Source organism: Streptomyces sp. HSG2, from assembly GCF_016598575.1.
Classification (GTDB): domain Bacteria; phylum Actinomycetota; class Actinomycetes; order Streptomycetales; family Streptomycetaceae; genus Streptomyces.
On sequence record NZ_CP066801.1, the window covers coordinates 2,838,291 to 2,862,384 of the forward strand.

Here is a 24,094-nt window from a genome sequence, read left to right on the forward strand (position 1 = left end):
TCGGAACTGACGTTGCGGTACGTCGATTTCACCCGCGGTGTCGGTTGTTCTTCCGCGACCGACGAAGTGCCTGACACGGTCTCTCCATCAGCCCGTCAGCGCGGTGAAACCGGATGGTCGACATCTCGCTCGCGGGGTCGTTTCTCCACCTTCCTCCTCGGCATCGGAGAGGGAGGGATCGGTGAATTCCTCTTCTCGGGAGACGCAATGGACAACAGCCCCGACCCGCGGCAGCAGACCCTGACGGTGCTGGTGCTCGTGCTCGTCGGCGTCGTCGCGGGGTACGCCGCCTACGGCAGCCCACAACTCGCGGGCGCGCTCACGGCCGCGGCGGCCGTCGCCGCCCTCGTCTGGATGGTGCTGACGGGTCGATAGCCGACCCACCCGTGCGGGAGGCGTCGTCCCGTCGGCCCGCCTGCGACGACGGGACACGGCTCTCGCCCGACACCGCCGCCCCGACACACCGTCCCCGCGCATGGCCCCCCCGATGAGCGTGGTCCCGCCCGTCACTCCCACCTCCGACAAAGCTAGCCACCCCGAATGGCCAGAGGGGGAGAAATCACGGAATAAGATCCCCGTCGCCCCCCCCACGGGGACGGACCGACCGAAACGCGCCCTCGGCCGGTACGCGCCGCGGGGCGGATGTCGCCGGCCCGCCCGGGACGGTGGCCGGCGCGGCGGCGTGGGTGGTCTCCGCTCCGCCGGGAGCCTCCGGGAAACCCGCGCGTGTCGCGCGCCACGTCCTAGACTTGGCGCGTGGCGAGCACCGACTGGAAGAGCGATCTGCGGCGGCGTGGGTATCGGCTGACGCCCCAGCGTCAGCTCGTGCTGGAGGCGGTGGGGGCGCTGGAGCACGCGACCCCGGACGGCATCCTCGCCGAGGTGCGGAAGACCGCCTCGGGGGTGAACGTCTCCACCGTCTACCGCACGCTGGAGCTGTTGGAGGAGCTGGGCCTCGTCAGCCACGCGCACCTCGGTCACGGCGCGCCCACGTACCACCTGGCCGACCGGCACCACCACATCCACCTGGTCTGCAGGGACTGTGGCGAGGTGATCGAGGCGGAGCTGGCGGTGGCGGAGGAGTTCACCGCCAAGCTGCGCGAGCGCTTCGGCTTCGAGACCGATCTCAAGCACTTCGCGATCTTCGGACGGTGTCGTGACTGCTCCGTCGAGGGCACGGCGGGACGGACGTAGGCTGAGCGTATGAAGAGTCCCCTGTTGTCCCTGCCCGGCGCCGTCCCCGCCGAGGGTGTGGACGAAGGCGTCGCGGCGCACTACGGCGATCTGTTCCGCGAGCAGCGTTCGCTGGCCGAGGGCGTCGGGTTCGTGGATCTCTCGCATCGCGGTGTGGTCGCGGTGACCGGCGAGGACCGGTTGAGCTGGTTGCACCTGCTGCTCACCCAGCACGTCAGCGAGCTGCCGGTGGGCGAGGCCACCGAGGCGCTGATCCTCTCGGCCAACGGCCACATCGAGCACGCCCTCTACCTCGTCGACGACGGCGCGACCGTCTGGGCCCACGTCGAGCCGGGCACCACCCAGGCGCTGATCGACTACCTGGAGTCGATGAGGTTCTTCTACCGGGTCGAGGTCGCCGACCGGACCGCCGGCACGGCCGTGGTCCACCTGCCCGCGGGCTCGATCACCGAGGCGCCCGCGGGCGCCGTCGTCCGCGAGACCCCGTACGGGCGTGACCTGTTCCTGCCCCGAGCCGACCTGGAGTCGTTCGCCGAGACCGCCGGGCCGCCGGCGGGGCTCCTCGCCCACGAGGCGCTGCGGGTCGAGCGGCATCGGCCCCGCCTCGGCTTCGAGACCGATCACCGGACCATCCCGCACGAGCTGGGCTGGATCGGCACGGCGGTGCACCTCCAGAAGGGGTGCTATCGCGGGCAGGAGACGGTCGCCCGGGTCCACAACCTGGGCAAGCCGCCGCGTCGCCTGGTCTTCCTGCACCTGGACGGCAGCGAGGTCCACCTGCCGGCCCCCGGGGCCGAGCTGCGCCTCGCGGACGACGGCCCCGATTCCCGCAAGGTCGGGTTCGTGACGACCTCCGTGCGCCACCACGAGCTGGGCCCGGTGGCGCTCGCCCTGGTCAAGCGGAACGTGCCGGTCGAGGCGCGTCTCCTGGCCGGGGAGACGGCCGCCGCGCAGGAGACCGTGGTCTCGCCCTGACGGCCGGCCGGTCGGGGCGGAGCGGCCCACGGGGAAGTCTCGCGGGAGGTCAGACCTCCAACAGCACGGTGAAGGGTCCGTCGTTCGACATCTCCACCCGCATCCGGGCGCCGAACCGCCCCGTGGCCACGGTGGCGCCCGAGGACCGCAGCCGGGCGACGACCTCCTCGACCAGGGGCTCGGCGAGTTCGCCGGGCGCCGCGGCGCCCCAGGAGGGGCGGCGGCCCTTGCGCGCGTCTCCGTACAGCGTGAACTGGCTGACCACCAGAAGTGGGGCACCCGTGTCGGCGCAGGACCGCTCGTCGTGGAGGACGCGCAGGGTCCACAACTTGCGCGCCATCCGCGCCGCCGTCTCCGCGGTGTCCTCGTGGGTGACGCCGACGAGGACACAGAGTCCCTCACCCTCGATCGCGCCGACCGTCTCGCCCGCCACGACGACACTCGCGCCGTCCACTCTCTGTACCACCGCACGCATGGCGCCATCATGCCGTGCGCCGTTCGGGTGCCGACGCGCGGCCCGGAGCGCCGTGAGTTTTCCCTCCCTACCCACCCATCTGGGGCCGTTCGGGGGCACTCGGTCACATAGCGGCCACAAGGGGTGGCACGATGCTCTCGGACGCCGGTCGAGGAAACGGTAGAGGCGCATGAGTACATCGAGCACCGGGCACCAGCCGCCCGGACTCGTCCCGTCGACATACCCCGGTGCCCGGGAGGGCATCCGGCCACCCGTGCAGCGCACGGACAGCCCGGAGCTGTCGGCCGGGCCACCGGGGCCCGATCCGACCGCGCCGAGCCTGCCCGAGCTGCGGGGGCTCCGCCGGGAGGCGCGGCGTGAGGAGGCCGACCTCAGCTACCTGCGGCGCTTGCTCCAGGGGCGGATCGACATCCTGCGGGCGGAGCTGGACCGGCGTGGCCGCGGGCCGGGCCCGGACCCCGCGCCCCCCGGCGCCCATGCCGTCGAGCCCGACCGGACCGAGACGGCCGTCGTGGACCGTCTCGCCGAGATCCTCACCGACGGGCCCGCCCGATACCGCTCCTCGGCACGTCACGTGACCCTCGGTACGCCGCGCGGCGAGGAGTGTCGGCGGATGGCCGACGAGGTGTTCGACGAGGTCGGCCTGTCCGACCTCACGGCGCTCACCGGATCGGAGTTGACGTCGGCCATGGCACGCCTGGTCCGCTTCGAGCAACAGGTCTCCCAGCGGCGTCGACGCGTGCAGGGCGCGGCCGACGAGTGGAGCGCCGAGATCGCCCGCCGCTACCGGGACGGCGAGGCTCGGGTGGAGGACCTGCTGGGCTGACCGGCGCCGCGGACCGCCGGGAGTCGCCACTCGGGCGCCCGCTCGGGTGTGGCCCCGGCTGCGGCGGTCTCGGGACTCCGACCGTGCCCCGGGGCGGCGTGGCGGCGGGATCAGGGCGCCGGTGGGACGAAAACCCCGTGCGTCGGCCGTGACCGCTGTCTACGGTGAGCCGATGAGCCACCCTTCCGACGTCGACATCCGCCCCGTCGTCGAGTCCGAGATGCCCGATTGGGGCCGCGCTTTCAACACCGCCTTCCTGCTGGAACCGACCTCGCCGGACGAGGTGGTGCGGGCTCGGGGCCACCTCTTCGTTCCGGGACGTCTGCTCGGAGCCTTCGACGGGGATCGCTGTGTCGCCACCTTCCGTTCCTTCGATCAGGAGGTGACCGCCGTCGGCGGCGCCCTTGTTCCCGCCAACGCGGTGTCCGCCGTCGCCGTGGCCCCCACCCATCGTCGGCGGGGGCTGCTCTCCCGCATGATGGCCCGGGACCTGGCGGCGGCCAGGGAGCGCGGTGACGTCCTCGCCACCCTCATCGCGGCGGAGTATCCGATCTACGGCCGCTACGGCTTCGGTCCGGCCACCACGACGACCGAGTGGACCGTGGACGTGCCGCGAGCCGGTCTTGACCCGCGCTGGGCGGGACCGGACGACGGCGGTCGACTCGACTTGGTCGGCGGTGCGGAGGTTCGCGAGCTGGGCCCGGAGCTGTTCGAGCGCTTGCGCCGGTCCCGGCCGGGCGCCGTCGGCAAGCCTCCGCACTGGTGGCGGTCGCAGACCGGTGACCTGCGCTTCGACGCGGACTGGAAGGAGCCCTTCTTCGTCGTGTACCGATCTGCCCGGGGCGTCGTGGAGGGCATGGCCGCCTATACCGCGGACGACCGGTGGGGCGACGCGAAGCAGCCGCAGAACACTCTGTCCGTGCGGTGGCTGATCGGGGTGACCCCCGTCGCCGAGGAGGCCCTCTGGCGTTTCCTGTGCTCGGTCGACTGGGTGACCACGGTCAAGAGCGGCTGGCGCGCGCCGGACGACCTGCTGCCCCAGTTCCTCCCCGACCCCCGGGCCGCGCACGTCACCACCCATGCCGACTGGCTGTGGCTGCGGCTGCTGGACGTCCCTCGTGCCCTGGAGGCGCGGACGTACGAGTCGCCGGGGGCCCTGGTGCTGGACGTGGTCGACCCGGCCGGCCTGGCCGGCGGGCGGTGGCGGTTGGAGGCGGCGGAGAGCGGCGAGGCGTCCTGCGTGGCGACCACCGAGAGCGCGGACCTCGTCCTGGACGTGCGCTCCCTGGCGACGCTCTGGCTGGGCGACGAATCGACGGCACGGCTGGCGGCGCTCGGTCGGGTGGAGGAGGAGCGTCCGGGCGCCCTGCGGACGGCGGACCGGATGCTGCGCACGGCCCGTAGGCCGTGGTGCCCGGACATGTTCTGATCCCGTGTCCGACTCCGGTTCGGGCGCCCCGGCGCCTCCCCCTGCCCGATCCGCGGCGGGAGGCTGCCGGGGGCGCCGATCGGCGCCCCGTCGAGATGGGCGCGTAGGCTCCGGGCATGGAGGAGACGGGGCTCAGGGAACGCAAGATGCGACGGACCCGCGGGACGTTGTCGGACCGGGCCGTGCGGCTCTTCGTCGAGCGGGGCTTCGACGCGGTGTCCGTGGCCGAGGTGGCCGCGGCGGCCGAGGTGTCCAAACCGACGCTCTTCCGGTACTTCCCCACCAAGGAGGACCTGGTCCTGCACCGCATCGCCGACCACGAGGGCGAGGCGGCCCGGGTGGTCGCCGAGAGTGCGGAGCCGCCGTTGCGCGCACTGCTCCGGCACTTCCTCGCCGGTCTCGACCGGGGCGACCCGGTGACCGGCCTCAGCGACGATCCGGAGGTGCTCGCCTTCCACGCGTTGCTCTACGGCACCCCCACCCTGGTCGCTCGACTGCACACGCATCTGGAACGAGCCGAGGCCGCGCTGGCCGAGGAACTCGGTGGGGATCTCGATGCCCGTCTGGCGGCCGGTCAGATCGTCTGCGTGCGCCGGGTCCTGGCTCAGGAGAACTGGCGGAGGCTCTCCGAGGGTGCCTCGGTGGCGGACGTCAGGCCGGACGCGGTGGCGGCTGCCGAGCGAGCCTTCGGCACGCTCGCGGCCGGGCTGCCGAACCTGGCGTAGAGGAGAGACTCGATAAAAAATGTAACTCGGTAACGTTCGCGGGCTAGGGTCGCCGTCATGAACGTCTCCGAACCCTCCCCACCACACGCCCTCGCCCTGGAGCGAGCGCACCACGAACGCTGCCGCACCGCGCTCGCCGCCATGGTCGCCGGCGCGGACGCCCACCTCGCCACCGGAGAGGACGTCTCGGCCTCCGGAGCCGACGCCGAAGTACTCGGCACACGCCTGCGCGGCCACGCCCGAGACCTCCGCGAACTGCCCCCGGGTCCCTGCTTCTTCGGCAGGATCGACCTGCTTCCCGACGCGCCGACCAATGGCCGGCCGTGCGATCCGGAAGCGGTCGCCGACCACCCCGTCGAACCGGAGGACGCGGCGCCGACCGTCCTGCACATCGGGCGCCTGCGCATCGCGGAAGGCCCCGCGGATCAGCCGCTGGTGATGGACTGGCGAGCCCCACTCTCCCGGGCCTACTACCAGGCGACCGTCGAGGACCCCCGGGGAGTCGTCCTAAGGCGCCGCTTCGGCTGGTCGGCGGGCAGTCTCGGAGACTCCGCCGACCTCACCGGCATCGAGGACGAGCGCCTCGTCGCCGACGACACCGGCGGCGACACCCGGTGGCTCCGCGAGATCGCCCGCCCCCGTGTCGGGCCGATGCGCGACATCGTCGCGACCATCCGGCCCGAACAGGACGACCTCGTCCGCGCGGACCCGGCCGCCACCCTGTGCGTCCAGGGCGCCCCGGGCACCGGCAAGACCGCCGTGGGTCTGCACCGCGCCGCCTACCTGCTCCACACCCGTCCACGGCGGATGCGAAGCGGCGGACTGCTGGTCCTCGGCCCCCACCGCGCCTTCGTCGACTTCATCGCCGAAGTGCTGCCTTCCCTCGGCGAGTTCTCCGTCCGACAGACCACTCTTGCCGAGGAACTGGCCCGCCACCCCGTCACCGCCGCCGACGCCCCGAAAGCGGCGGCCCTCAAGCACGACCCCCGAATGGCCGAGGTCCTGCGCCGAGCCCTCCGCGGCCGGATCGACCCATGGGGAGCACCGGAGCTGACCGTGCCGGACGGCTCCCGGCGGCTACGGATCCCCCGAGAGGACCTCGCCCGGATCGTCCGCGGTGTCCGGGCCGAGGACACGCCGTACGAGGTGGGCAGGGAGCGGCTGCGCGCTCGCGTCGTGGACCAGCTGCGGCGATCGGCCGAGCGGCGCTCCTCGGTACCCGATGCCCGTTGGGTCCGGCGCGTCGCCGCGTCCCGCGCCGTCGCGGCCTGCCTGGACGCCGTCTGGCCGGCGGTCCGTGCCGAGCGGGTCCTGGCCGACCTCCTCGCCCCCGGCGAGGCGTTGACCGTCGCCGCCGACGGGATTCTGGACGCCTCCGAGCGACGGGCCCTGACGTGGGCGAAGCCGCCCCGGTCGTGGAAGTCGGCCCGCTGGTCCGCCGCCGACCTCGTCCTCCTCGACGAGATCGCCGGCCGGTCGGCGCGCCTCGGGGGATACGCGCACGTCGTCGTCGACGAAGCGCAGGACCTCTCCCCGATGGAGTGTCGGGCCATCGGGCGCCGCGCGACCGGCGGCTCGCTGACCGTGCTCGGGGACCTGGCCCAGGGCACCACCCCGTGGGCGGCCCGCGCCTGGTCGGACACGCTGGCCCATCTGGGGAGGCCTGAGGCCCCTGTCGTGGCGCTCACCACGGGATTCCGGCTGCCGCGCGCGGTCGCCGAGTTCGCCGGGAGGCTGCTGGACCGGCTGGACGTCGACGTCCCGGCGCCCCGATCCCCGCGTGAGGCGGGGGAGGTGACGCTCGTCCGGACCGGACCGACCCGCCTTCACTCGGGTGTGGTCGACGCCGTCCGCGAGGCGCTGCGGCAGGAGGGTTCCATCGGTGTCATCGCGGCGGACACCGCCGCTCCGGCACTGCGGCAGGCGCTGTCCGCCGCCGCGATCCCGACATCGGCTCCCGGAGAATCGTGCCACCGGGTCGCCGTGCTCCCGGCCGGGCTCGCCAAGGGACTCGAGTACGACCACGTCGTCGCCGTCGAGCCCGCGGCCATCGCGGAGGCCGAGGAACGGGGCCCTCACCGGCTGTACGTCGTCCTGACCCGCGCGGTGTCGCGACTGACCGTGGTGCACGCTCGGCCCCTGCCGTTCTGAGACCTCCGTGAGCGAGGCTCCTCGGCGTGAGGCGGGGTGGGACGGCCGAAGGCGGACCGGATTCGGGGCGGGTCACGGTCCGGTGGCCGGCAGGCGGTGGCCGCGCAGGGGCGCGTTGCGCACGGCCACCACGGTGATCACCAGGGCGGCGGAGACGCTCCCCAGCACCAGCGCCACGGGCGCGGAGGTCGCCGAGGCCAACAGGCCGCCTCGAAAATTGCCCAGCTCGGGACCGGCCACGCCGACGACGTGCTCCACCGCGCCGACCCGCCCCCGGTAGGCGTCCGGCGTCTCCGACTGGATCACCGCGGCCCTGGCGACGACCGAGACGGTGTCGGCTGCGCCCGCCAGGGCCAGAAAGCCGAGGGCGGCCCACAGCGGTTCGGCCAGGGCGAAACCGGCCAGTGCCAGGCACCACGCCCCGGCCGCCGCCAGTTGGGCCGCTCCGGCGCGACGCGATCGGGTCACGGTCCCCGACAGCAGGCCCGCCGTCACACCCCCCGCCGCGAGGGCCGAGAGGAACAACCCGAGCGTGCGTGGATCGCCACCGAAACGGGCCTCGTTGACCAAGGGAAACAGGGAGATCGGCATGGCCATGAGGGTCGCCGCCGCGTCGGTCGCCAGACAGCCCCGAAGCGCCGGACGTCGCAGGATCAGCCGACCTGCCGCCCACCGTCCCCGCCGCGCGCCGGTGGGGAGCGGTTCCGGACGCAGGGAGGGCAGGCGCGTCGTGGAGAACAGGGAGATCGCGGCGGTTCCGGCGTGCAGGGCGTGCGCCCCGGCGAAGCCCGCGTGGGCGATCACCAGTCCGGCCAGGGGCGGGCCCACCAGGATGGCGCTCTGGAAGGAGGCGTGGGTCAACGCCAGACCGGCGGCGACCCGATCGGCCGGCAGCAGGCGAGCCGGGAGAGCGCGTCGGGCGGGAGCGCCCAAGGCCGCGCAGGCCGACCCCGCGGCGCTCAGGACGAACAGCGGGGCCACGCCCCGGACGTCCGACGCGGCCCACGCGTACAGGGTCGCCGCGACGAGGAGTTGACCCGCCGCGCTCGCCCGCGCAAGGGTCCGGCGGTCCAGGGTGTCGGCGAGCGTTCCGCCGAGCATCGCCGTGGCCACGGTCGGCACCGCGGTCGCGAGTCCGATGGCTCCGGTCGCCAGGGGGCTGGACGTCAGGTCCCAGACGTGGGCGAGGGTTGCCAGCGCCGCGATCTGGGAGCCGAGTTGTGAGGCGGACGTGCCGATCCACAGGTCTCGGAAGGGGCGGCTCTCGCGTAACGGACGGATGTCCGGCGGTCGTATCCGGGGCACTCTCACGAGGGGGCGACGAGATGGTCGGTGATCCGGTCCCGCATGGACCGTCGCTCCAGCGCGCGGCGCAACTCGCTCACCACGGCGGTCAGCGCCACGGGGATCTCGTCGTCCAGTTCGGCCACCGCCGCGTGGGTGGCCCGCCACTCCGCCTCCAGGAAGGGCACCAGCGCCCGGGCGCGCTCCGTCAGGCGCACGAGGCGTGTCCTGGCGTCGACCCCTGGTTCCGAGGTGACAAGGCCTTCCTTGCGGAGTGCCGCGACGGTCTGGCTGGTCGCCGAGTGCGTCTGCCCCAGGGCGTCGGCGAGTTCCCCGATGGACAGGGGGCCGGTGTGCGCGAGTCGGATCAGTGGATAGGCGAAGCGTGGGCGTACCCCGTCCACGCCATGGGCCGTGTAGACCTGTTCGATCTCCGCGTCCAGGTCGGCGAGCAGGCGATGGAGGGGGAGCCAGGGGTCGGGTCGGGTGGTGGGATCCGTAGATGTCACAGCGCTAATATAACAGCGCTGTCGAGATGGATCGGGTGTCGCCCGCACCCCCACGCGCCGAGTCGGTCCGGCCGCGACGGGCCCCTGTCGATCGCCCGGCGCGGGGTGGGTGGTGGCCGCCCTCGCCGACCCTCCAGGGGGCCCGGGCGTCGCCGATCTTCGAGGTCGAGTCGTCGTGTCGAACGCGTGGGCTCGTGGTGCCCGCCTCGTCGGGCCGGGGCCCCGCGTCTCGGCGGGGCCGTGAGGGACCGCGCCGACAGGGGCGTCGCCTTCGCCGGTGTCGGCACCCGGGACGGCGACACGCTTCGCTCCGGACCCTCCGGACTCGCGGCTGTCATTCCGGTGATCGTGTCGACGGACGAGCCCCCGGCGACGCCCGGTGGCGGGCCTGCTAGCAAATGCTTGCAAGAGTTAGCGCCGTGCGGCATGGTGGACGCATGGCATCCCTCAACGTCGGCGGTCTCGGCGAGTATCTCCGGGAGCAGCGGCGCAACGCGCGTTTGTCGCTGCGGCAGCTCGCCGATGCCGCCGGGGTGTCCAACCCCTACCTGAGCCAGATCGAGCGGGGGCTTCGCAAGCCCAGCGCGGAGGTGCTGCAACAGGTGGCCAAGGCCCTGCGCATCTCCGCCGAGACGCTCTACGTGCGCGCCGGGATCCTCGACACCGAGCGGGGCCCGGAGGACGTGGAGACCCGGGCCGCCATCCTGGCCGACCCCACCCTGCACGAACGCCAGAAGCAGGTGCTGCTCCAGATCTACGAGTCCTTTCGCAAGGAGAACGGGTTCGGGGCGACCGAGGGGACGATCCCGGCGCGCGCGGCCGAGGCCGTCGGATCCGGTGGCGACGACGGCTCCATACCCGGGGGGCGCCCGGCCGGCCACACCGGCTCGGCGGGCCCCCGGGCCGGCCGGGCCGGCGACGTCGACGGCGGCGCCGACCCGCCGCAGAGCACCGGCTGAGCGGCGAGGACCGGCAAGCCGGACACGAAGGAAGAACAGCGGAACTCCAGTCGAACCTCATCCGGGAGGACCCACACATGACCATCACCGACGACCTCCGCAGGACTCTCAGCTCCCCGACCCCCCTCTACTTCGCGGCCGGCACCGCCGAACTCGCCTGGCAGCAGGCGCGGAAGGTACCGGTGCTGGTGGAGCAGTTGCGGGCCGAGGCGCCGGCCCGGATCGAATCCGTGCGCAACACCGACCCGAAGGTCGTCCAGGAGAGGGCGACCGCCCGGGTGAGGGAGACCCAGGAGTCCTTGCGGACCCGGGTCGACGAGATCCTCGACGGCTTGGACACCGACCTGAGGAAGATCGGCGAGAGTGCCCAGGGGATCGCGCTGCGCGGTGTCGGCGTCGCCGCCGAGTACGCGGTGAAGGCCCGTGAGACGTACGAGAAGGTCGCCGAGCAGGGCGAGCACGCGGTGCGCACCTGGCGTGGGCAGGCCGCCGAGAGTATCGAGGACGTGGCCGAGGACATGGAGGGGCTGGCCGTGGCCGTGGAGCCCAAGCCCAGGCCGCAGCCGGCGGGGAGCAGGTCCGGCGAGAGCCGTCCGTCCGCGGCGCGTCCGTCGGCCGCCCGCCCCGCCGACACCGGGCCCGCGGGGAGCCGTCCGGCCGAGGCGAAGCCCGCGGAGACCAAGCCGGTGGGCGGCAAGCCGGCGGACACCAAGGGCTCGACGGCCAGGAAGGCGCCCGCGAAGAAGACTCCGGCCAAGAAGCCCGCCGCGGGGGACGCCGCCAAGAAGACGCCGCCGGCGGCGGGCTAGGACCCGGCCGTCGGCCGGTGGGCCGAGCGTGGCTCACGGAACGCGGCCGCCGGGCCGGACGAGGTCCGGACCGGCGCGGCGGCGGACGGGCGCTCTCGCCCGTCCGCCGCCGGGGGCCCGATCCGTCCGGCGCGGGTCTCCCGACCGGTGAATCGGGAAGCGCGTGGAAGACGCCGCCCGACGGGCGGATCGGCCCGCGCGGTACGAACGGAAGTGCGCCGGGCACCTCGGGGATGTCCGGTTCGTTCTCCGGGTACGGTGGGCGGGTAGGGACGAATCGAACTGGTGGTGGACGTTGTGCTGATGCAGGGTTTCGCGAGCCTGATGTGGCTGCTGAGCATGGCGCTGATCCTTTTCAGCGGCTTCGCTCTGTTCGACGCCGCCATCCGCCGGGAGGACGCCTACCGGGCGGCGGACAAGAAGACGAAGCCGTTCTGGCTGATCATCCTGGGGCTCGCCTTCGTGGTGAACCTGATCTTCAACGTCCTGTCGTTCCTGCCGATCATCGGTCTCATCGCGACCATCGTCTACATGGTCGACGTCAGGCCCGCGCTGCGGGGCCTGTCGGGCGGCGGTCGCACCCGCCGGGGCTCCAGCAGCGACGGCCCGTACGGCCCGTGGAACGGCGGACGGTAGGAACCAGGCGGACCGGACCCGCGCGGTGGGGGAGGGACCGCGGAAGCCGCCGGGCTCTCCTCGTTCCCCGAGGGGTTTCCCGCCCCGGAGCGGGCGGGGCCGAGTGTCAGGGCCGTCTGTCGAGCAGGACGGCGGCCACGTCGTCGGCCAGTTCGCCCCCGTTGAGTGCGCGGGCCTCGTTCACCGCGGCGGTGAGCAACTCCTCCCCGCGCAGGCCGTCGTCGAGTTGTCGGCGGACCATCTCCAGCATGCCTTCCTGGCCCAGCCGCTCCCGGCCCTCGCCGATGTAGCCCTCGACGAGGCCGTCGGTGTAGAGCATCAGGCTCCACTCCGCGCCGAGTCGCACCTGCGCGCGAGGCCAGCGGGCCTCGGGCAGCAGACCCAGCGCCGGGCCGTTGTCCTGGTGCGGCAACAGGCGGGCGCCGGAGCCGGGAGCGGCCACCAGGGGCGCGGGGTGGCCGGCGAGCCAGAGGCCCGCGCTGTCGCCCTCGGGCGCGATTTCCACCGTGCACAACGTGGCGAAGATCTCCTCGTCGGCGCGCTCGTGCTCCAGCACCTGTTGCAGCGTCCCGAGCAGTCGGTCGCCGCAGAGCCCCGCGAGGGTGAGGGCGCGCCACGCTATGCGCAGTTCCACGCCGAGCGCCGCCTCGTCCGGGCCGTGGCCGCAGACGTCACCGATCATGGCGTGCACGGTTCCGTCCGGCGTTCTGACCACGTCGTAGAAGTCGCCGCCGAGCAGCGCGCGCGAACGGCCGGGGCGGTATCGCGCGGCGAAGCGGAGCGAGGAGCCCTCCAGGAGCGGTGTGGGCAGCAGGCCGCGTTCCAGGCGCGCGTTCTCCTGCGCGCGCAGGCGGCCTTCGGCCAGGCGTCGTTCGGCCGCGTCGGAGCGTCTGCGCTCCACCGCGTAGCGGATCGCGCGGCTCAGCAGCCGGCCGTCCAATTCGTCGCGGAACAGGTAGTCCTGCGCGCCGACCGCCACGGCCTCGGCGCCGCGTTCGGCGTCGGCGGAACCGGTGAGCGCGAGGACGGCGTGCCGGGGGGCCAGCTCCAACACCTTCCGCAGGACCGCCAACTCGTCCTCGTCGGCGTCCCGGTCGGGTTGGCGGTCCGGGGCGGGCAGGGCCAGGTCCAGCAGGATGCAGTGGACGTCGTCGGTCAGGAGGCGCCCCGCCTCGGTGAGGTTGCGCGCGGTGCGGACCCGGATCGGGTTGCCGGCCTGATCGAGCAGATCGGGGATGACCGGGGACCCACCGGGGTCGTCCTGGATCAGCAGCACCGTCAACTGCCCGTCGGCGGTGCCCCTGCCGCGGTCCGCCTCGGGTCTCGTCGGGCTCGCCGTCGACTCGGGGGCGGGGGGCGTGGCGTCGGTGTGCTCGGGAGTGCTCCTCCTCGGCTCGGACCGCTCCGGGCCCGTCGGTCGAGGGACGGACCGCTCCGGGGCCGACCGGCGGGCCGGACCGCCCGCCGGGGGTGTGTTCTCCGGCTCTCCGCGGGGAGGGTCGTCGGGCCGTGGTCCGTCCCCGGTGGTGCCGACGTGGCGCACGAGCGGGTGGCCCCGGTCGGGGCCGGGGCCCGCGGTGTGACCAGGCCCACCGTGCGGCCCCGCCGGGTCGCGCGGCGGATCGTGGCGTCGGGTGGGTCCGGGCGGGTGCTCGCGGGCGGCGGCGTGGTCCGGCGCGGCGACGGGGTGGGGCGTGGTCGGCGCCGCTTCGGGGCCGGCGCCGAGCCCGTATCGGTCCCATGCGGTCGGGCGCCGCCGAGGGGGCTCGAACGGGACGCCGGAGAACGGCGTGCGGGGGGCCGATCCCGGCGGCCCGGGCGGATCGGCGGCGGGCTGACCGCTTTCCGCGGCCGGGATCGCTCTCTGCCGCGGTACGGGTGCGGTCAACGTCCTGGTTCCTTCCGTCCCCCCGGCGTGGTGGGACGAGGGACTTCGACCCACCGACGGGGACCATAGCCGGTGGCGTCGGGGCGACGGAATGGCTCGGGACACGCGGGTCGGCGGTCGGAACCGGTCATATGTCGTGCTCATCGGCGCGGTTGGTCGCCTGCCACCGCGGGTCGGGGGATGACGAAGGTCACGTCGGGTCGGGGCGAGGTGTCTCCCGGGTCACGTGGGCGCCGTCACGTCTGTCCCGCGCGGGGCCCGGCGGGGGAAGGCCCCCGCCAGCGTGGCGGGCTCCACGGCCGCCCAGTCCACCGTCACCTCGCCCTGCCGCCAGCGCGCGGGACCGTCGACCACCGGCCACCGCGCGGCCAGGTCCCGCACCGCCCTGCCCCACCGCTGGCGGGCGCCGTAGGCGGCGTAGGGGGCCGCGGCAGCCCAGGCGTGGTCGAAGTCCCGGAGGAACGCGTGTACGGGCTCGCCCGGCACGTTGCGGTGGATCAGCGCCTTCGGGAGGCGTTCCGCCAGGTCGGACGGGCGGTCCAGGGAGCCGAGACGGGCGGCGAAGGTCACGGTGCGGGGCCCTTCGGGGCCGAGCGCGACCCACACGTGCCGGCGTCCGATCTCGTCGCAGGTGCCCTCGACCAGCAATCCCCCCCTGGTGTGCTCCCCCGGTGGGGACAGCCGGGCGCAGAGCCGCCGCCAGACGTCGACGACCTCGGACTCGTCGTACTGGCGCAGCACGTTCGCCGCGCGGATCAACAGCGGGCGCCGGGGCAACGGGACCTCGAAGCCGCCGTGTCGGAAACGCAACCCCTCCCGCGTGTGCGGTTCGGCCGCCGCGACCCGGTCCGGGTCGATCTCGACCCCCACCACTCGGGTGCCGGGGGCGACCGCGCGCAGTCGGAGGAGCAGTTCGACGGCCGTCCACGGCGCCGCGCCGAACCCGAGGTCCACGGTCACGGGGTCACCGGCGCGCCGGAGTTCCGCGCCGTGCGTGGCGGCGATCCACCGGTCCATGCGGCGCAGCCGGTTCGGGTGGGTCGTCCCGCGCGTGGCCGTGCCCACCGGGCGGGTCGGGGCGCGCTGTGTCATGCCTCCGAGGTTAGGCGCACCCGGCGAGGCGCGGACGTGTGGCCGGGAAGGGAAGCGGCGGGACCTCCGCGCTCCTCGCCCCCGCCCCCTCCTCGCCCCCGAATCCGACCCGGTTCCGACCCGGACCCGCCCGCCCCCGTCCTGCCGAGCCGGTGCGCGGGCCTCGTGGGCGCCTCGGCTCCTCGACCGTGCGTGGCCGCCGGTCGGTGGTGACGTTCGGACGGTAATCGTTCGGTAAAGAAGTCGCGGAGGGGAAGGAGTCGCGCCCGTCCCGTGTTGGAAGGGGGCGGAGGGCAGGCGCCCGCCGGGGCTCGCCGACCCGCAGCGCGGACCGGTCCGGGCGGGTGAGCGGTCGAATCCACGTCCGACGCCACCGATTCGCCCACAGCACCGCCAGGAGGAGCGCCACGTGAGCCAGTACGCCGGCAGGCTCGGGCGTCGATCCCCGACCCTCGCTCCCCGACTGCGTCTTCACCGGCGTCCACGCCGGGTCGCGATGCTCTCCGTGCACACCTCGCCCCTGCACCAGCCGGGGACCGGCGACGCCGGTGGGATGAACGTCTACATCGTGGAACTCGCGCGGCGCCTCGCCGCGATCGACGTGGAGGTGGAGATCTTCACGCGTTCCACGTCCGCCGCGTTGCCGCCGGCGGTGGAGATGGCGCCCGGGGTGTTGGTCCGGCACATCGACGCGGGGCCCTACGAGGGGCTCGCCAAGGAGGAGCTTCCCGCCCAGCTCTGCGCGTTCACACACGGCGTGATGCGGGCCTGGGCCGGACACCGTCCGGGCCACTACGACCTGGTGCACTCCCACTACTGGCTCTCCGGGCACGTCGGCTGGCTCGCCGCCGAGCGCTGGGGCGCCCCGCTCGTGCACGCCATGCACACCATGGCGAAGGTCAAGAACGCCAGCCTGGCCGACGGGGACAGCCCGGAGCCGGCGGCGCGCGTCATCGGCGAGACCCAGGTGGTGGCCGCCTCCGACCGGCTGATAGCCAACACGGCCGAGGAGGGCGACGAGCTGGTCCGGCACTACGACGCCGATCCGGAGCGGGTGGCCGTGGTGCACCCCGGGGTGAATCTGGAGCGGTTCCGCCCGGCCGACGGTCGCGCGGCGGCCCGACAGCGCCTCGGTCTGCCCCAGGACGCCTTGATTCCGCTCTTCGCCGGTCGGATCCAACCTCTCAAGGCGCCCGACGTGCTGTTGCGGGCGGTCGCGGTCCTCCTGGAGCAGCGCCCAGAGTTGCGCAGCCGGCTGGTCGTCCCCGTCGTCGGAGGCCCCAGCGGCAGTGGCCTCGCCCGCCCGGAGGGTTTGCAGAAGCTGGCCGCGCGGCTGGGCGTCGCCGACGTGGTGCGTTTTCGGCCGCCGGTGGGCCAGGAGACGCTGGCCGACTGGTTCCGGGCCGCGTCCGTGCTGGTCGTGCCCTCGTACAGCGAGTCCTTCGGGCTGGTGGCGATCGAGGCGCAGGCGGTCGGCACCCCGGTGCTCGCCGCGGCGGTCGGGGGGCTTCCCGTGGCGGTGCGCGACGGGCGCACCGGGTTCCTCGTCGCGGGCCACGATCCCGCCGACTACGCCCGGGTGCTCCGCCGGTTCGCCGACGAGCCGGAGCTGACGCCGCGGCTGGGCGCCGCCGCGGCCCGTCACGCGCGTTGCTTCGGCTGGGACACCGCCGCCGCCGCGACGGCGGACGTGTACATGGCGGCCATGCAGGCGTACCGCCGTCGCGTACGCTCGCCGCATGTCTGACGTACAGCGGGCGGCGGAGGCCGTCGAGGGCGCCCTCCGGGACACCGAGGCGGAGTGGGAGAGCCCCGAGCCCGGCACCTACGTCGTCCGACTCCCCGGCACGCGCAAGCTCGCCACGACGGTCTCCCTGATCCTCGGGCGGCACACGCTCTCCCTGAACGCCTTCGTCATCCGTCGCCCGGACGAGAACGAGGCCGGTGTCCATCGCTGGCTGCTGGAGCGCAATCCACGCCTGTACGGGGTGAGCTACGCGGTCGACCACCTGGGAGACGTGTATGTGACGGCCCGGGTGTCGCTGGCCTCGGTCACCGCGGACGAGATCGACCGTCTCCTCGGTCAGACCCTGGAGGCGGCCGACGGCGCCTTCGACAGTCTCCTGGAGCGTGGCTTCGCCACCGCGATCCGCAAGGAGTACGCCTGGCGGGTGTCGCGGGGCGAGTCCACCCGGAACCTGGAGGCGTTCGCCCACCTGACCCGGGGCCCCTCCGACGGGCCTCGGGGCCGGCGGCCGTCCGTTTGAGTCCGGTGGGTCCGATCCCCGGTCAGCCCGCGGCGGCCTCGGAGCCCGCCGGGGCCCGATCCCGGGCGGCCCCCGCGACGCCCGGCGGCGCGGTCTCCGGCCGGGCGGCCGGCGCGACCGGTCCCGTCTCCGGGCCGGCCGGGACGTTCCGCATCAGGAGCGCGTATCCGATCCCCGCGACGGTGCCGACGACCGCGCACATCCCCCACAGCCAGGGGGCCCCGAGCCGGTCGATGACGACCCCGGCGACGAGGGGAGCCACCAGGGACGCCACAGACCAGGACAGGTTGTGCATACCCTGATACCGCCCGCGGCCGTGGACCGGGGACAGGCGCACCACGAGCCCGGTGTGGGTGGGGGCGTAGACGATCTCGGCCAGCGTCCACACGCACACCGCCAGCGCGAACGCTCCGACCGCGCCGGCGAACGCCGTGAGCCCGAAGCCGTACCCGGCCACGACGGAGGAGACGACCAGCAGCAGACGAGGGTCGCGGTGCTCGATCAGTCGGGTCACGGGGATCTGCAAGGCGATGATGAGCAGACCGTTGACGGCGATCACCATGCCGTAGTCCGCCGGGGAGAACCCCGCCTTGCCCATGGCCACCGGGAGTCCCACCATGCCCTGCTGGAACACCATCGCGACCAGGAAGGAGAGCGTGACCACGCCCATGAAGCGGCTGTCCCGCACCACGGTGCCCAGCGAGACGGCGTCGGGACCGGGACCCGGGCCGCCGCGGGGCCCGCCGCTCGTCGCGGCGGCCCCACCCGGGCGCGTCTCGGGCAGCTTCGCGAAGATCACGAGCGCGCAGGCCAAGGTCATCCCGGCCTCGACAAGGAATCCGGCGAGGTAGCTGTACTCGGCGAGGAACCCGGCCGCCGTGGAGGACACGGCGAAACCCAGGTTGATGGCCCAGTAGTTGAGGGAGAACGCCCGAATCCGGTCCTCCGGCCGCACGATGTCGGCCATCATCGCCTGCACCGCCGGGCGGGAGGCGCTGGAGGCCGCGCCGACCAGGAACGCCACCCCCGCTATGGCGATCGGGTCCCGCATGAACCCCAGCACCGCGACCGAGACGGCGGTGGACACCTGGGCCACGAGCAGCGTCGGCCGCCGGCCGAGCCTGTCGGTCATCACCCCGGCGCCCAGGGAGGCCAGCACGCCGCCCAGCCCGTGGAGGGCGGCGACCAGCCCCGCGTACGAGGCGGAGTAGCCCCGGTCCAGAGTCAGGTACAGCGCCATGAAGGTGGCGACGAAGGCGCCGAGGCGATTGACCAGGGTGCTGAGCCACAGCCACCAGAAGGCACGGGGCAGACCCGAGACGGACTCGCGGACGGCGCGTCCCGCGCGGACGAACGGCATAGACCCCCCCATGGACCACCTCCGCGCCGAGACCGGCGCGGCCCACCCCGCGCCGTAAGCGGCGCAATGGCTCTGCGTACATTACGACTCGGTGGTCGGGAAGTCACTCGCCTTTCGGCCGTACGGGTGATGGAGCCCCCGTCCCTCGGGACGTCGGGTCGCGGGGGGCGTCGATTAGGCTCTGGGTATGGCCGACGCACCGTACAAGCTGATCCTCCTCCGCCACGGCGAGAGCGAGTGGAACGAGAAGAACCTGTTCACCGGCTGGGTGGACGTCAACCTCACCCCAAAGGGCGAGCGGGAGGCGACGCGCGGCGGCGAGCTGCTCGGGAGCGCCGGTCTGCTGCCCGACGTGGTCCACACCTCGCTCCAGAAACGGGCCGTCCGCACCGCCCAGTTGGCCCTGGAGGCCGCGGACCGCCTCTGGATCCCGGTCCACCGCTCCTGGCGACTGAACGAGCGCCACTACGGCGCGCTCCAGGGGAAGGACAAGGCGCAGACTCTCGCCGAGTTCGGCGAGGAGCAGTTCATGCTGTGGCGCCGCTCCTACGACACCCCGCCGCCGGCCCTGGCCGACGACGCCCCCTTCTCGCAGTTCTCCGACCCCCGCTACGCCCAGCTCCCGCCGGAGCTGCGCCCGCGCACGGAGTGCCTGAAGGACGTGGTCGGGCGCATGCTCCCGTACTGGTTCGACGCGATCGTCCCCGACCTCGGCGCCGGTCGCACGGTGCTGGTGGCCGCGCACGGCAACAGCCTCCGTGCGCTGGTCAAGCACCTCGACGGCGTCTCGGACACCGACATCGCGGGTCTCAACATCCCCACCGGCATTCCCCTGGCCTACGAGCTGAACGCCGACTTCGAGCCGGTCACGCCGGGCGGACGCTACCTGGACCCGGACGCCGCCGCGGCGGCCATCGAGCGGGTCCGGAACCAGGGCAAGAACTGACGCGCCCCGGACGGCCCGGTCCGTCGGCGACCGGGCCGTCCGGCTCCGCGGCGCTCCGCCCCCTCCGGGGGCGGGACGTCAGTCGCCCCCGGCCGATCCGGCGTTCCGTCGGCCCGGTCGTCGCAAGTGGTACACGACGAGCGGAACGCCGGTCATCACGCCCGTCCCGACGACCATGAGCAGCACGTAGCCGGTCGGGCTGCCCACCGGCAGTTGCTCGGGCGGCACGAAGGAGACGACGAAGGCGAAGCCCACGGCCAGGAGACCGACGCCCGCGAAGCCCGCCACGCCGGCGAATCCACCGGGGACGCGGAACCCCCGGGGCAGCTGGGGTCGAGTGCGCCGCAGCCGGATGGCCGCCGCGTACATCAGCGCGTACATGATGATGTAGAAGAACATGGTCAGCTCCTCCACCGCCAGGGCGGGGAGTCCGCGCAGGTCGGTGACGACGCCGGCCGCCGTCATCACGCCCAACGTTCCCGCGGTGAGCGTCCCGGTGCCTCGCCGCGGGGCGGCGCGGGGGGCCATCAGTGGTGGAAGCCGGGTTCCGTCCGGGCCGATCGGGAGCGGCGGCCGAGGTGGGCGACGGCGGCTCGGACGTCGTCCGCGAGCATCGCGACCTTGTCGTGGCTGGTGCCGTGGCGGACGAGGACCCGCTGGGTGACGGTCTCCTGCCGGTCGGGCGGCAGCGGATACGCGGGCACCTGCCAGCCGCGCAGCCGCAGCCGCTCGCTGAGGTCGTACAGGCTGAATCCGGCCGACCCCGGGTCGTCCAGGGTCCAGGCGACCGCCGGGAGCGCGTCGTGTCCGTCGTGGAGCACCCGGAACGGGCCCATCTCCGCGATCCGCGCGGCGAGGAAGCGGGCGCTGTGGGCGGTCGTCTCGTGGATCGCCTGGTAGCCCTGGCGGCCCAGTCGCAGCAGGTTGTAGTACTGGGCGACGACCTCGCCCGCCGGACGGGAGAAGCTGAGGCCGAAGGTCGGGGTCGCTCCGCCGAGGTAGTCGATCTCGAAGACGAGATCCTCCGGGAGCAGCTCCGGCGAGCGCCAGAGCACCCATCCCACGCTGAGCGGCGCCATGCCGTACTTGTGGCCCGAGGTGTTGATCGACGCCACTCGCGGCAGGCGGAAGTCCCAGACGAGTTCGGGTTGGAGGAAGGGCGCGATGAAGCCGCCGCTGGCGGCGTCGACGTGCAGGGGGACGTCGACGCCCGTCTCGGCCTGGATCGCGTCGAGTTCGGCGGACAGCTCCGCCACCGGCTCGTAGTGGCCGGTGAAGGTCACGCCGAGGATGGCGACGACGCCGATGGTGTTCTCGTCCACGTGGCGGCGGAGCTGGTGCGGGCGCAGTCCGGTCGCCTCCGGTTCCAGCGGTACCCGCCGCAACTCGACGTCGAAGTAGCGCGCGAACTTCTCCCAGCAGACGTGCACCGGCCCGCAGACCAGATTGGGGCGGTCGGTGGGGCGGTCCGAGGACCGGCGGCGCGACTTCATGGCGATGCCCGCCAGCATCGCGGCCTCCGACGAACCCGTGGTGGAGCATCCGACCGCCGCCCCGCCCTCCGGGGCGTTCCAGAGGTCGGCGAGGATGCGGAGGCAGCGGGACTCGATCTCCGCCGTCCGCGGGTAGGCGTCCCGGTCCATCAGGTTCTTCCCGATGCAGGCGTCCATCAGCTCGCGCACCTCCGGCTCGACCCAGGTGGTGCAGAAGGTCGCGAAGTTCTGCGCCGCGTTGGCCTCCAGCGCCAGTTCGTCCTGGATCAGGGTGCGCACGGCGCGCGGGGGGTTGCGGTGTTCGGGGATCCGGAACTTCGGCAGGGTCCGGTCGCTGATCGGCAGTGCGTAGATGTCGGTGAAGGGGTCCACCCCTTCACCGACACCGTCCGTCCTGTGCAACGCCACGCCGTGCTCCTCCCTCGACGGCACCCCGCCTGGACGCCGGACTCCGCTCATCCTGGTGCGCGGCGGTCGTCGAGTCGGCCCGACGCCACCGTGGGGCGCGGGTGATCGACCGGTTGGGGGACATCGGGAACCGCTCCGGCGCGTGCCCTCGGACGTGGCCGGTTTGCGCGCCTCCCGTCGGGTGGGGCCGGGTGGCTCATGGTATACCGGTCGCGCTCGACCAGCGCCCACCGAGAGGAACAGCGTGATCATTCCCCGTACCGGTTACGTCCCCACCGCCGAGGACCGGGAGAGTCTCGACGCGTGGTTCGAGGGGTACGACGCGCACACCCTGCGAAACGACGTCGCGCGGATGGCGGACATGGCGGTCTTCCCGCTCAACGTGATCAGCGACGGCCCTGCGGGCGGTGCCGCGGGGCAGTGGGATCGCGAGCGGTTCGTCGCGACCATGGAGCGGGTGGGGGGAGACGGCGATCAGGAGGTGACGTTCCGCAACACCCGGACGCCCGTCTTCCTCTCGGCTTCCGTCGCCGTCGTCTTCACCCACTCCTCGGTGACCGTGGGCGAGACGACCCACGAGATGGACTACGCCGACGTCCTCCTGCGCCGGGAGGGCGGTTGGGCGTTCCAGACGATGATCCAGAGCGGCTGGGCCGAGATGCTCTGACCGCTCCGACCGCTCCGACCGCTCCGACCCGGCGGCCCCCGGCTCCGGCGCCGCGCATGGACCTCCGCCCCCTGCCGCACCCGCCGGGGGCGGAGGCCGGGGCCCTCGGACGACCACGCGTGCCCTGGGTCCCACCCGGACCGGTCAGGCGGTCGACCGCTTGGCCGTGGCCGCGTGGCGGGGTCGGTGACGGCCGGAGATCTGGCCGACCAGCTCCCACAGGCAGACCACGGCGGTGACCGGGGGGATACCGAAGACCACCCAGGCCAGCAGGGCGGGGGAGGTGTTGCCGACGCAGAGGGCCACCGCCATCGCCGACGCCGCCAACACCACGCCCCAGGAGCGCCTCGCCGCCTGTTGCTGGACGGCGGCGCGCACGACGGAGAGGGCGGCGACCAGCCACGGTCCGAACACCGTCAGCGGCCAGTAGCGGGCCATCGAGTCCGGCAACACCGCCGAGGCGATACCCGACAGTTGGTAGTACGAGTAGGCCACCGACCAGACGAGCATGGCCAAGGCGCTCAGCGACACGGAGACGACCAGCAGCGTCACATGCCCGACACGCCGGTCGCGTCCCGGGCTCCGGGCCTCCCGGCGCACCCGCCGGCGGTTGTTCCTGCGGCGGGGCGCGGTGGCGAGGGGCACGGTCGTGGTCGTCTCGGCGGGCTGGGCGGACAGCAACCGGGCCAGCTCCTCCGCCGGGTCCCAGTCGGGCTGTGCGAGGTCGGAGTCCGGGGGGTCCCAGGCGTAGGGGTGGAGGTCGACGTCGTGCTGGATCCTCTCCATCAGTCGCCGTGCGGATCGGCCGAGGCCCGCCCGCCGTCGGGTTTCCCCGCTCCGCTTCCCGGTGCCGGGGCGCCGAGGGGAGTACGGCGTGTTTCGGGCCACTTTTCGTCGAAGGGGGTCACGACGGGACTAACGACGCGGGTCGGAGGCCGGGTTGTGCGGCATTCGAGGGAAAAGCCGTCCGGGCGACGTGTCGATCCCGATGGGCGTCCCCTCCGCCGAAGCCGGCTCCGGTACGGTCTGCCGGCTCCCCGCACCCGCTGCCGGCCCGGGCCCCCGGAAGGGCGGGCCCCGAGCCCGGGGGCTCGGGCGGTCAGGCGCCCTCGCCGGGTGCCGCCACAGGCGGGATGTCCGATTGCAGGTCGTCCGCGTGTTCGCCGGTCACCAGATAGACCACCCGCTTGGCGACCGCCACCGCGTGGTCGGCGTACCGCTCGTAGTACCGGCCGAGGAGGGTCACGTCGACGGCCGTCTCGATGCCGTGCTTCCACCGGTCGTCCATCAGGTGCTGGAAGAGGGCGCGGTGCAGCAGGTCCATCGCGTCGTCGTCCTGCTCCAGCTGCAGCGCCAGGTCCACGTCCTTGGTGATGATCACCTCGGCGGCCTTGGCCATCAGGCGCTGGGCGAGCTGCCCCATCTCCAGGATCGTCGCGTGCAGATCGCTGGGGACGGCCCGCTCCGGGTAGCGCAGCCGGGCCAGTTTGGCCACGTGCTGGGCGAGGTCTCCGGAGCGCTCCAGATCGGCGGACATCCGGAGCGAGGTCACCACGATGCGCAGGTCGGTGGCGACCGGCTGTTGCCGGGCCAGCAGGGCTATGGCCCGCGCCTCCAGCTCGTGATGCAGTTCGTCGACCTTCCGGTCGGCCTCGATCACGCTTTCGGCCAGCTTGAGGTCGGAGTCCAGGATGGCGGTCGTGGCGCGTCCGATCGCCGAGCCGACCAGTCGGGCCATCTCCACCAGTCCGTCGCCGATCGAGTCAAGTTCCTCGTGGTACGCGTCACGCATCGTCGGTTCCCTCTCCTGCGTCCGTGCTCCGGAGCGTTCACTGTGTGGGGGCCTTTCACTCCCACGCTTCCACGTTCCGGGCCGTACGCGTCCGTTTCCGGCATCACAAGTGAATCATCACCGGCTCCGAGGTGAACTCTGGGCGACGAGTGTTCGAGCTCGCACTCCGAACGCCGCTGCCCGGTCGCGCCACATGCCTAGTCTGGACG

General features: G+C 73.4%; 24 protein-coding genes. 14 read left to right on the forward strand and 10 right to left on the reverse strand.

Annotated elements, in window-relative coordinates:
• The first annotated feature begins 207 nt into the window (after positions 1-207).
• The 3 genes from JEK78_RS12010 to JEK78_RS12020 all read left to right on the forward strand — a co-directional run bounded on the left by JEK78_RS12010 (position 208) and on the right by JEK78_RS12020 (position 2,169).
• Positions 208-375, forward strand: coding sequence for a hypothetical protein (locus JEK78_RS12010; RefSeq protein ID WP_200258341.1), 168 nt, complete (start codon positions 208-210; stop codon positions 373-375).
• Positions 376-756: 381 nt separating this feature from the next.
• Entirely contained in the window at positions 757-1,194 is a 438-nt protein-coding gene (locus JEK78_RS12015; protein WP_200258342.1) for a transcriptional repressor, read from the forward strand.
• A 9-nt stretch (positions 1,195-1,203) separates the two neighbouring features.
• Positions 1,204-2,169, forward strand: coding sequence for a folate-binding protein YgfZ (locus JEK78_RS12020; RefSeq protein WP_200258344.1), 966 nt, complete (start codon positions 1,204-1,206; stop codon positions 2,167-2,169).
• Between the two features lie 49 nt (positions 2,170-2,218).
• Here the strand turns inward: JEK78_RS12020 and dtd are convergent, their stop codons facing one another.
• Positions 2,219-2,644 carry a D-aminoacyl-tRNA deacylase gene (gene dtd, locus JEK78_RS12025; RefSeq protein WP_200258346.1) on the reverse strand — a complete coding sequence of 142 codons (426 nt, stop codon included), beginning with the start codon at positions 2,642-2,644 and terminating at the stop codon, positions 2,219-2,221.
• 169 nt (positions 2,645-2,813) lie between these two features.
• Here dtd and JEK78_RS12030 point away from each other — a divergent pair, with 169 nt between their 5' ends.
• From JEK78_RS12030 to JEK78_RS12045, 4 genes are all read left to right on the forward strand, one after another.
• Positions 2,814-3,470: an aerial mycelium formation protein gene (locus JEK78_RS12030; RefSeq protein WP_200258349.1), complete on the forward strand. Its 657-nt coding sequence runs from the start codon at positions 2,814-2,816 to the stop codon at positions 3,468-3,470.
• 172 nt (positions 3,471-3,642) lie between these two features.
• On the forward strand, positions 3,643-4,899 hold the full coding sequence (locus JEK78_RS12035; RefSeq protein WP_200258352.1) for a GNAT family N-acetyltransferase: 1,257 nt from the start codon (positions 3,643-3,645) through the stop codon (positions 4,897-4,899).
• 116 nt (positions 4,900-5,015) lie between these two features.
• Positions 5,016-5,624: a TetR family transcriptional regulator gene (locus tag JEK78_RS12040; RefSeq protein WP_200258355.1), complete on the forward strand. Its 609-nt coding sequence runs from the start codon at positions 5,016-5,018 to the stop codon at positions 5,622-5,624.
• Positions 5,625-5,681: 57 nt separating this feature from the next.
• Positions 5,682-7,775 carry an AAA family ATPase gene (locus tag JEK78_RS12045; protein ID WP_200258357.1) on the forward strand — a complete coding sequence of 698 codons (2,094 nt, stop codon included), beginning with the start codon at positions 5,682-5,684 and terminating at the stop codon, positions 7,773-7,775.
• A 72-nt stretch (positions 7,776-7,847) separates the two neighbouring features.
• Here JEK78_RS12045 and JEK78_RS12050 read toward each other — a convergent pair whose 3' ends face one another.
• Positions 7,848-9,080, reverse strand: a complete 1,233-nt coding sequence (locus tag JEK78_RS12050) for an MFS transporter (protein WP_242483044.1) — start codon at positions 9,078-9,080, stop codon at positions 7,848-7,850.
• A 2-nt stretch (positions 9,081-9,082) separates the two neighbouring features.
• Positions 9,083-9,568 (reverse strand): MarR family transcriptional regulator, encoded by a 486-nt coding sequence (locus JEK78_RS12055; protein ID WP_200258361.1) that lies wholly within the window; start codon positions 9,566-9,568, stop codon positions 9,083-9,085.
• Positions 9,569-10,005: 437 nt separating this feature from the next.
• On the opposite strand from JEK78_RS12055, the gene JEK78_RS12060 reads away from it, so the two are divergent.
• From JEK78_RS12060 to JEK78_RS12070, 3 genes are all read left to right on the forward strand, one after another.
• Positions 10,006-10,527 carry a helix-turn-helix transcriptional regulator gene (locus JEK78_RS12060; protein WP_200258363.1) on the forward strand — a complete coding sequence of 174 codons (522 nt, stop codon included), beginning with the start codon at positions 10,006-10,008 and terminating at the stop codon, positions 10,525-10,527.
• A 77-nt stretch (positions 10,528-10,604) separates the two neighbouring features.
• Positions 10,605-11,336 carry a hypothetical protein gene (locus JEK78_RS12065; RefSeq protein ID WP_200258365.1) on the forward strand — a complete coding sequence of 244 codons (732 nt, stop codon included), beginning with the start codon at positions 10,605-10,607 and terminating at the stop codon, positions 11,334-11,336.
• Positions 11,337-11,639: 303 nt separating this feature from the next.
• Positions 11,640-11,972 (forward strand): DUF2516 family protein, encoded by a 333-nt coding sequence (locus JEK78_RS12070; RefSeq protein WP_200258367.1) that lies wholly within the window; start codon positions 11,640-11,642, stop codon positions 11,970-11,972.
• A 106-nt stretch (positions 11,973-12,078) separates the two neighbouring features.
• Here the strand turns inward: JEK78_RS12070 and JEK78_RS12075 are convergent, their stop codons facing one another.
• The gene (locus JEK78_RS12075) at positions 12,079-13,515 is read right to left on the reverse strand and encodes a response regulator (protein WP_200264122.1); all 1,437 of its coding nucleotides are present in this window, start codon (positions 13,513-13,515) and stop codon (positions 12,079-12,081) included.
• A 567-nt stretch (positions 13,516-14,082) separates the two neighbouring features.
• Positions 14,083-14,952: a class I SAM-dependent methyltransferase gene (locus JEK78_RS12080; protein ID WP_200258368.1), complete on the reverse strand. Its 870-nt coding sequence runs from the start codon at positions 14,950-14,952 to the stop codon at positions 14,083-14,085.
• A gap of 409 nt (positions 14,953-15,361) precedes the next feature.
• Between JEK78_RS12080 and mshA the strand changes: the two genes are divergently transcribed.
• Both mshA and JEK78_RS12090 read left to right on the forward strand, forming a co-directional pair.
• Positions 15,362-16,699, forward strand: coding sequence for a D-inositol-3-phosphate glycosyltransferase (mshA, locus tag JEK78_RS12085; RefSeq protein ID WP_200258369.1), 1,338 nt, complete (start codon positions 15,362-15,364; stop codon positions 16,697-16,699).
• Complete coding sequence (locus JEK78_RS12090) at positions 16,692-17,219, forward strand: YbjN domain-containing protein (protein ID WP_200258371.1); 528 nt, start codon at positions 16,692-16,694, stop codon at positions 17,217-17,219. The genes mshA and JEK78_RS12090 overlap by 8 nt, the downstream gene beginning before the upstream one ends.
• A gap of 22 nt (positions 17,220-17,241) precedes the next feature.
• Here JEK78_RS12090 and JEK78_RS12095 read toward each other — a convergent pair whose 3' ends face one another.
• Positions 17,242-18,579, reverse strand: coding sequence for an MFS transporter (locus JEK78_RS12095; RefSeq protein ID WP_200258374.1), 1,338 nt, complete (start codon positions 18,577-18,579; stop codon positions 17,242-17,244).
• A gap of 187 nt (positions 18,580-18,766) precedes the next feature.
• Between JEK78_RS12095 and JEK78_RS12100 the strand changes: the two genes are divergently transcribed.
• Positions 18,767-19,525 (forward strand): phosphoglyceromutase, encoded by a 759-nt coding sequence (locus JEK78_RS12100; RefSeq protein ID WP_200258377.1) that lies wholly within the window; start codon positions 18,767-18,769, stop codon positions 19,523-19,525.
• Between the two features lie 78 nt (positions 19,526-19,603).
• On the opposite strand, the gene JEK78_RS12105 is transcribed toward JEK78_RS12100, so the two are convergent.
• Positions 19,604-19,990: an amino acid permease gene (locus JEK78_RS12105; protein WP_200258379.1), complete on the reverse strand. Its 387-nt coding sequence runs from the start codon at positions 19,988-19,990 to the stop codon at positions 19,604-19,606.
• Between the two features lie 62 nt (positions 19,991-20,052).
• Positions 20,053-21,426: a glutamate decarboxylase gene (locus JEK78_RS12110; protein ID WP_242483045.1), complete on the reverse strand. Its 1,374-nt coding sequence runs from the start codon at positions 21,424-21,426 to the stop codon at positions 20,053-20,055.
• A 244-nt stretch (positions 21,427-21,670) separates the two neighbouring features.
• Between JEK78_RS12110 and JEK78_RS12115 the strand changes: the two genes are divergently transcribed.
• Positions 21,671-22,093: a nuclear transport factor 2 family protein gene (locus JEK78_RS12115; RefSeq protein WP_242483046.1), complete on the forward strand. Its 423-nt coding sequence runs from the start codon at positions 21,671-21,673 to the stop codon at positions 22,091-22,093.
• Between the two features lie 144 nt (positions 22,094-22,237).
• On the opposite strand, the gene JEK78_RS12120 is transcribed toward JEK78_RS12115, so the two are convergent.
• Both JEK78_RS12120 and phoU read right to left on the reverse strand, forming a co-directional pair.
• On the reverse strand, positions 22,238-22,879 hold the full coding sequence (locus tag JEK78_RS12120) for a DUF2637 domain-containing protein (protein ID WP_200258381.1): 642 nt from the start codon (positions 22,877-22,879) through the stop codon (positions 22,238-22,240).
• A gap of 313 nt (positions 22,880-23,192) precedes the next feature.
• Positions 23,193-23,885, reverse strand: a complete 693-nt coding sequence (gene phoU / locus JEK78_RS12125; protein WP_200258382.1) for a phosphate signaling complex protein PhoU — start codon at positions 23,883-23,885, stop codon at positions 23,193-23,195.
• Positions 23,886-24,094 lie beyond the last annotated feature (209 nt).

Coding starts and splice junctions, on each gene's coding strand:
- JEK78_RS12100 (WP_200258377.1), top strand. CDS start 18,767: ATGGCCGACGCACCGTACAAGCTGATCCTCCTCCGCCACGGCGAGAGC.
- JEK78_RS12030 (WP_200258349.1), top strand. CDS start 2,814: ATGAGTACATCGAGCACCGGGCACCAGCCGCCCGGACTCGTCCCGTCG.
- JEK78_RS12060 (WP_200258363.1), top strand. CDS start 10,006: ATGGCATCCCTCAACGTCGGCGGTCTCGGCGAGTATCTCCGGGAGCAG.
- JEK78_RS12065 (WP_200258365.1), top strand. CDS start 10,605: ATGACCATCACCGACGACCTCCGCAGGACTCTCAGCTCCCCGACCCCC.
- phoU (WP_200258382.1), bottom strand. CDS start 23,885: ATGCGTGACGCGTACCACGAGGAACTTGACTCGATCGGCGACGGACTG.
- JEK78_RS12105 (WP_200258379.1), bottom strand. CDS start 19,990: ATGACGGCGGCCGGCGTCGTCACCGACCTGCGCGGACTCCCCGCCCTG.
- JEK78_RS12080 (WP_200258368.1), bottom strand. CDS start 14,952: ATGACACAGCGCGCCCCGACCCGCCCGGTGGGCACGGCCACGCGCGGG.
- JEK78_RS12095 (WP_200258374.1), bottom strand. CDS start 18,579: ATGCCGTTCGTCCGCGCGGGACGCGCCGTCCGCGAGTCCGTCTCGGGT.
- JEK78_RS12090 (WP_200258371.1), top strand. CDS start 16,692: ATGTCTGACGTACAGCGGGCGGCGGAGGCCGTCGAGGGCGCCCTCCGG.
- JEK78_RS12020 (WP_200258344.1), top strand. CDS start 1,204: ATGAAGAGTCCCCTGTTGTCCCTGCCCGGCGCCGTCCCCGCCGAGGGT.
- JEK78_RS12035 (WP_200258352.1), top strand. CDS start 3,643: ATGAGCCACCCTTCCGACGTCGACATCCGCCCCGTCGTCGAGTCCGAG.
- JEK78_RS12040 (WP_200258355.1), top strand. CDS start 5,016: ATGGAGGAGACGGGGCTCAGGGAACGCAAGATGCGACGGACCCGCGGG.
- JEK78_RS12045 (WP_200258357.1), top strand. CDS start 5,682: ATGAACGTCTCCGAACCCTCCCCACCACACGCCCTCGCCCTGGAGCGA.
- JEK78_RS12010 (WP_200258341.1), top strand. CDS start 208: ATGGACAACAGCCCCGACCCGCGGCAGCAGACCCTGACGGTGCTGGTG.
- JEK78_RS12070 (WP_200258367.1), top strand. CDS start 11,640: ATGCAGGGTTTCGCGAGCCTGATGTGGCTGCTGAGCATGGCGCTGATC.
- dtd (WP_200258346.1), bottom strand. CDS start 2,644: ATGCGTGCGGTGGTACAGAGAGTGGACGGCGCGAGTGTCGTCGTGGCG.
- JEK78_RS12120 (WP_200258381.1), bottom strand. CDS start 22,879: ATGGAGAGGATCCAGCACGACGTCGACCTCCACCCCTACGCCTGGGAC.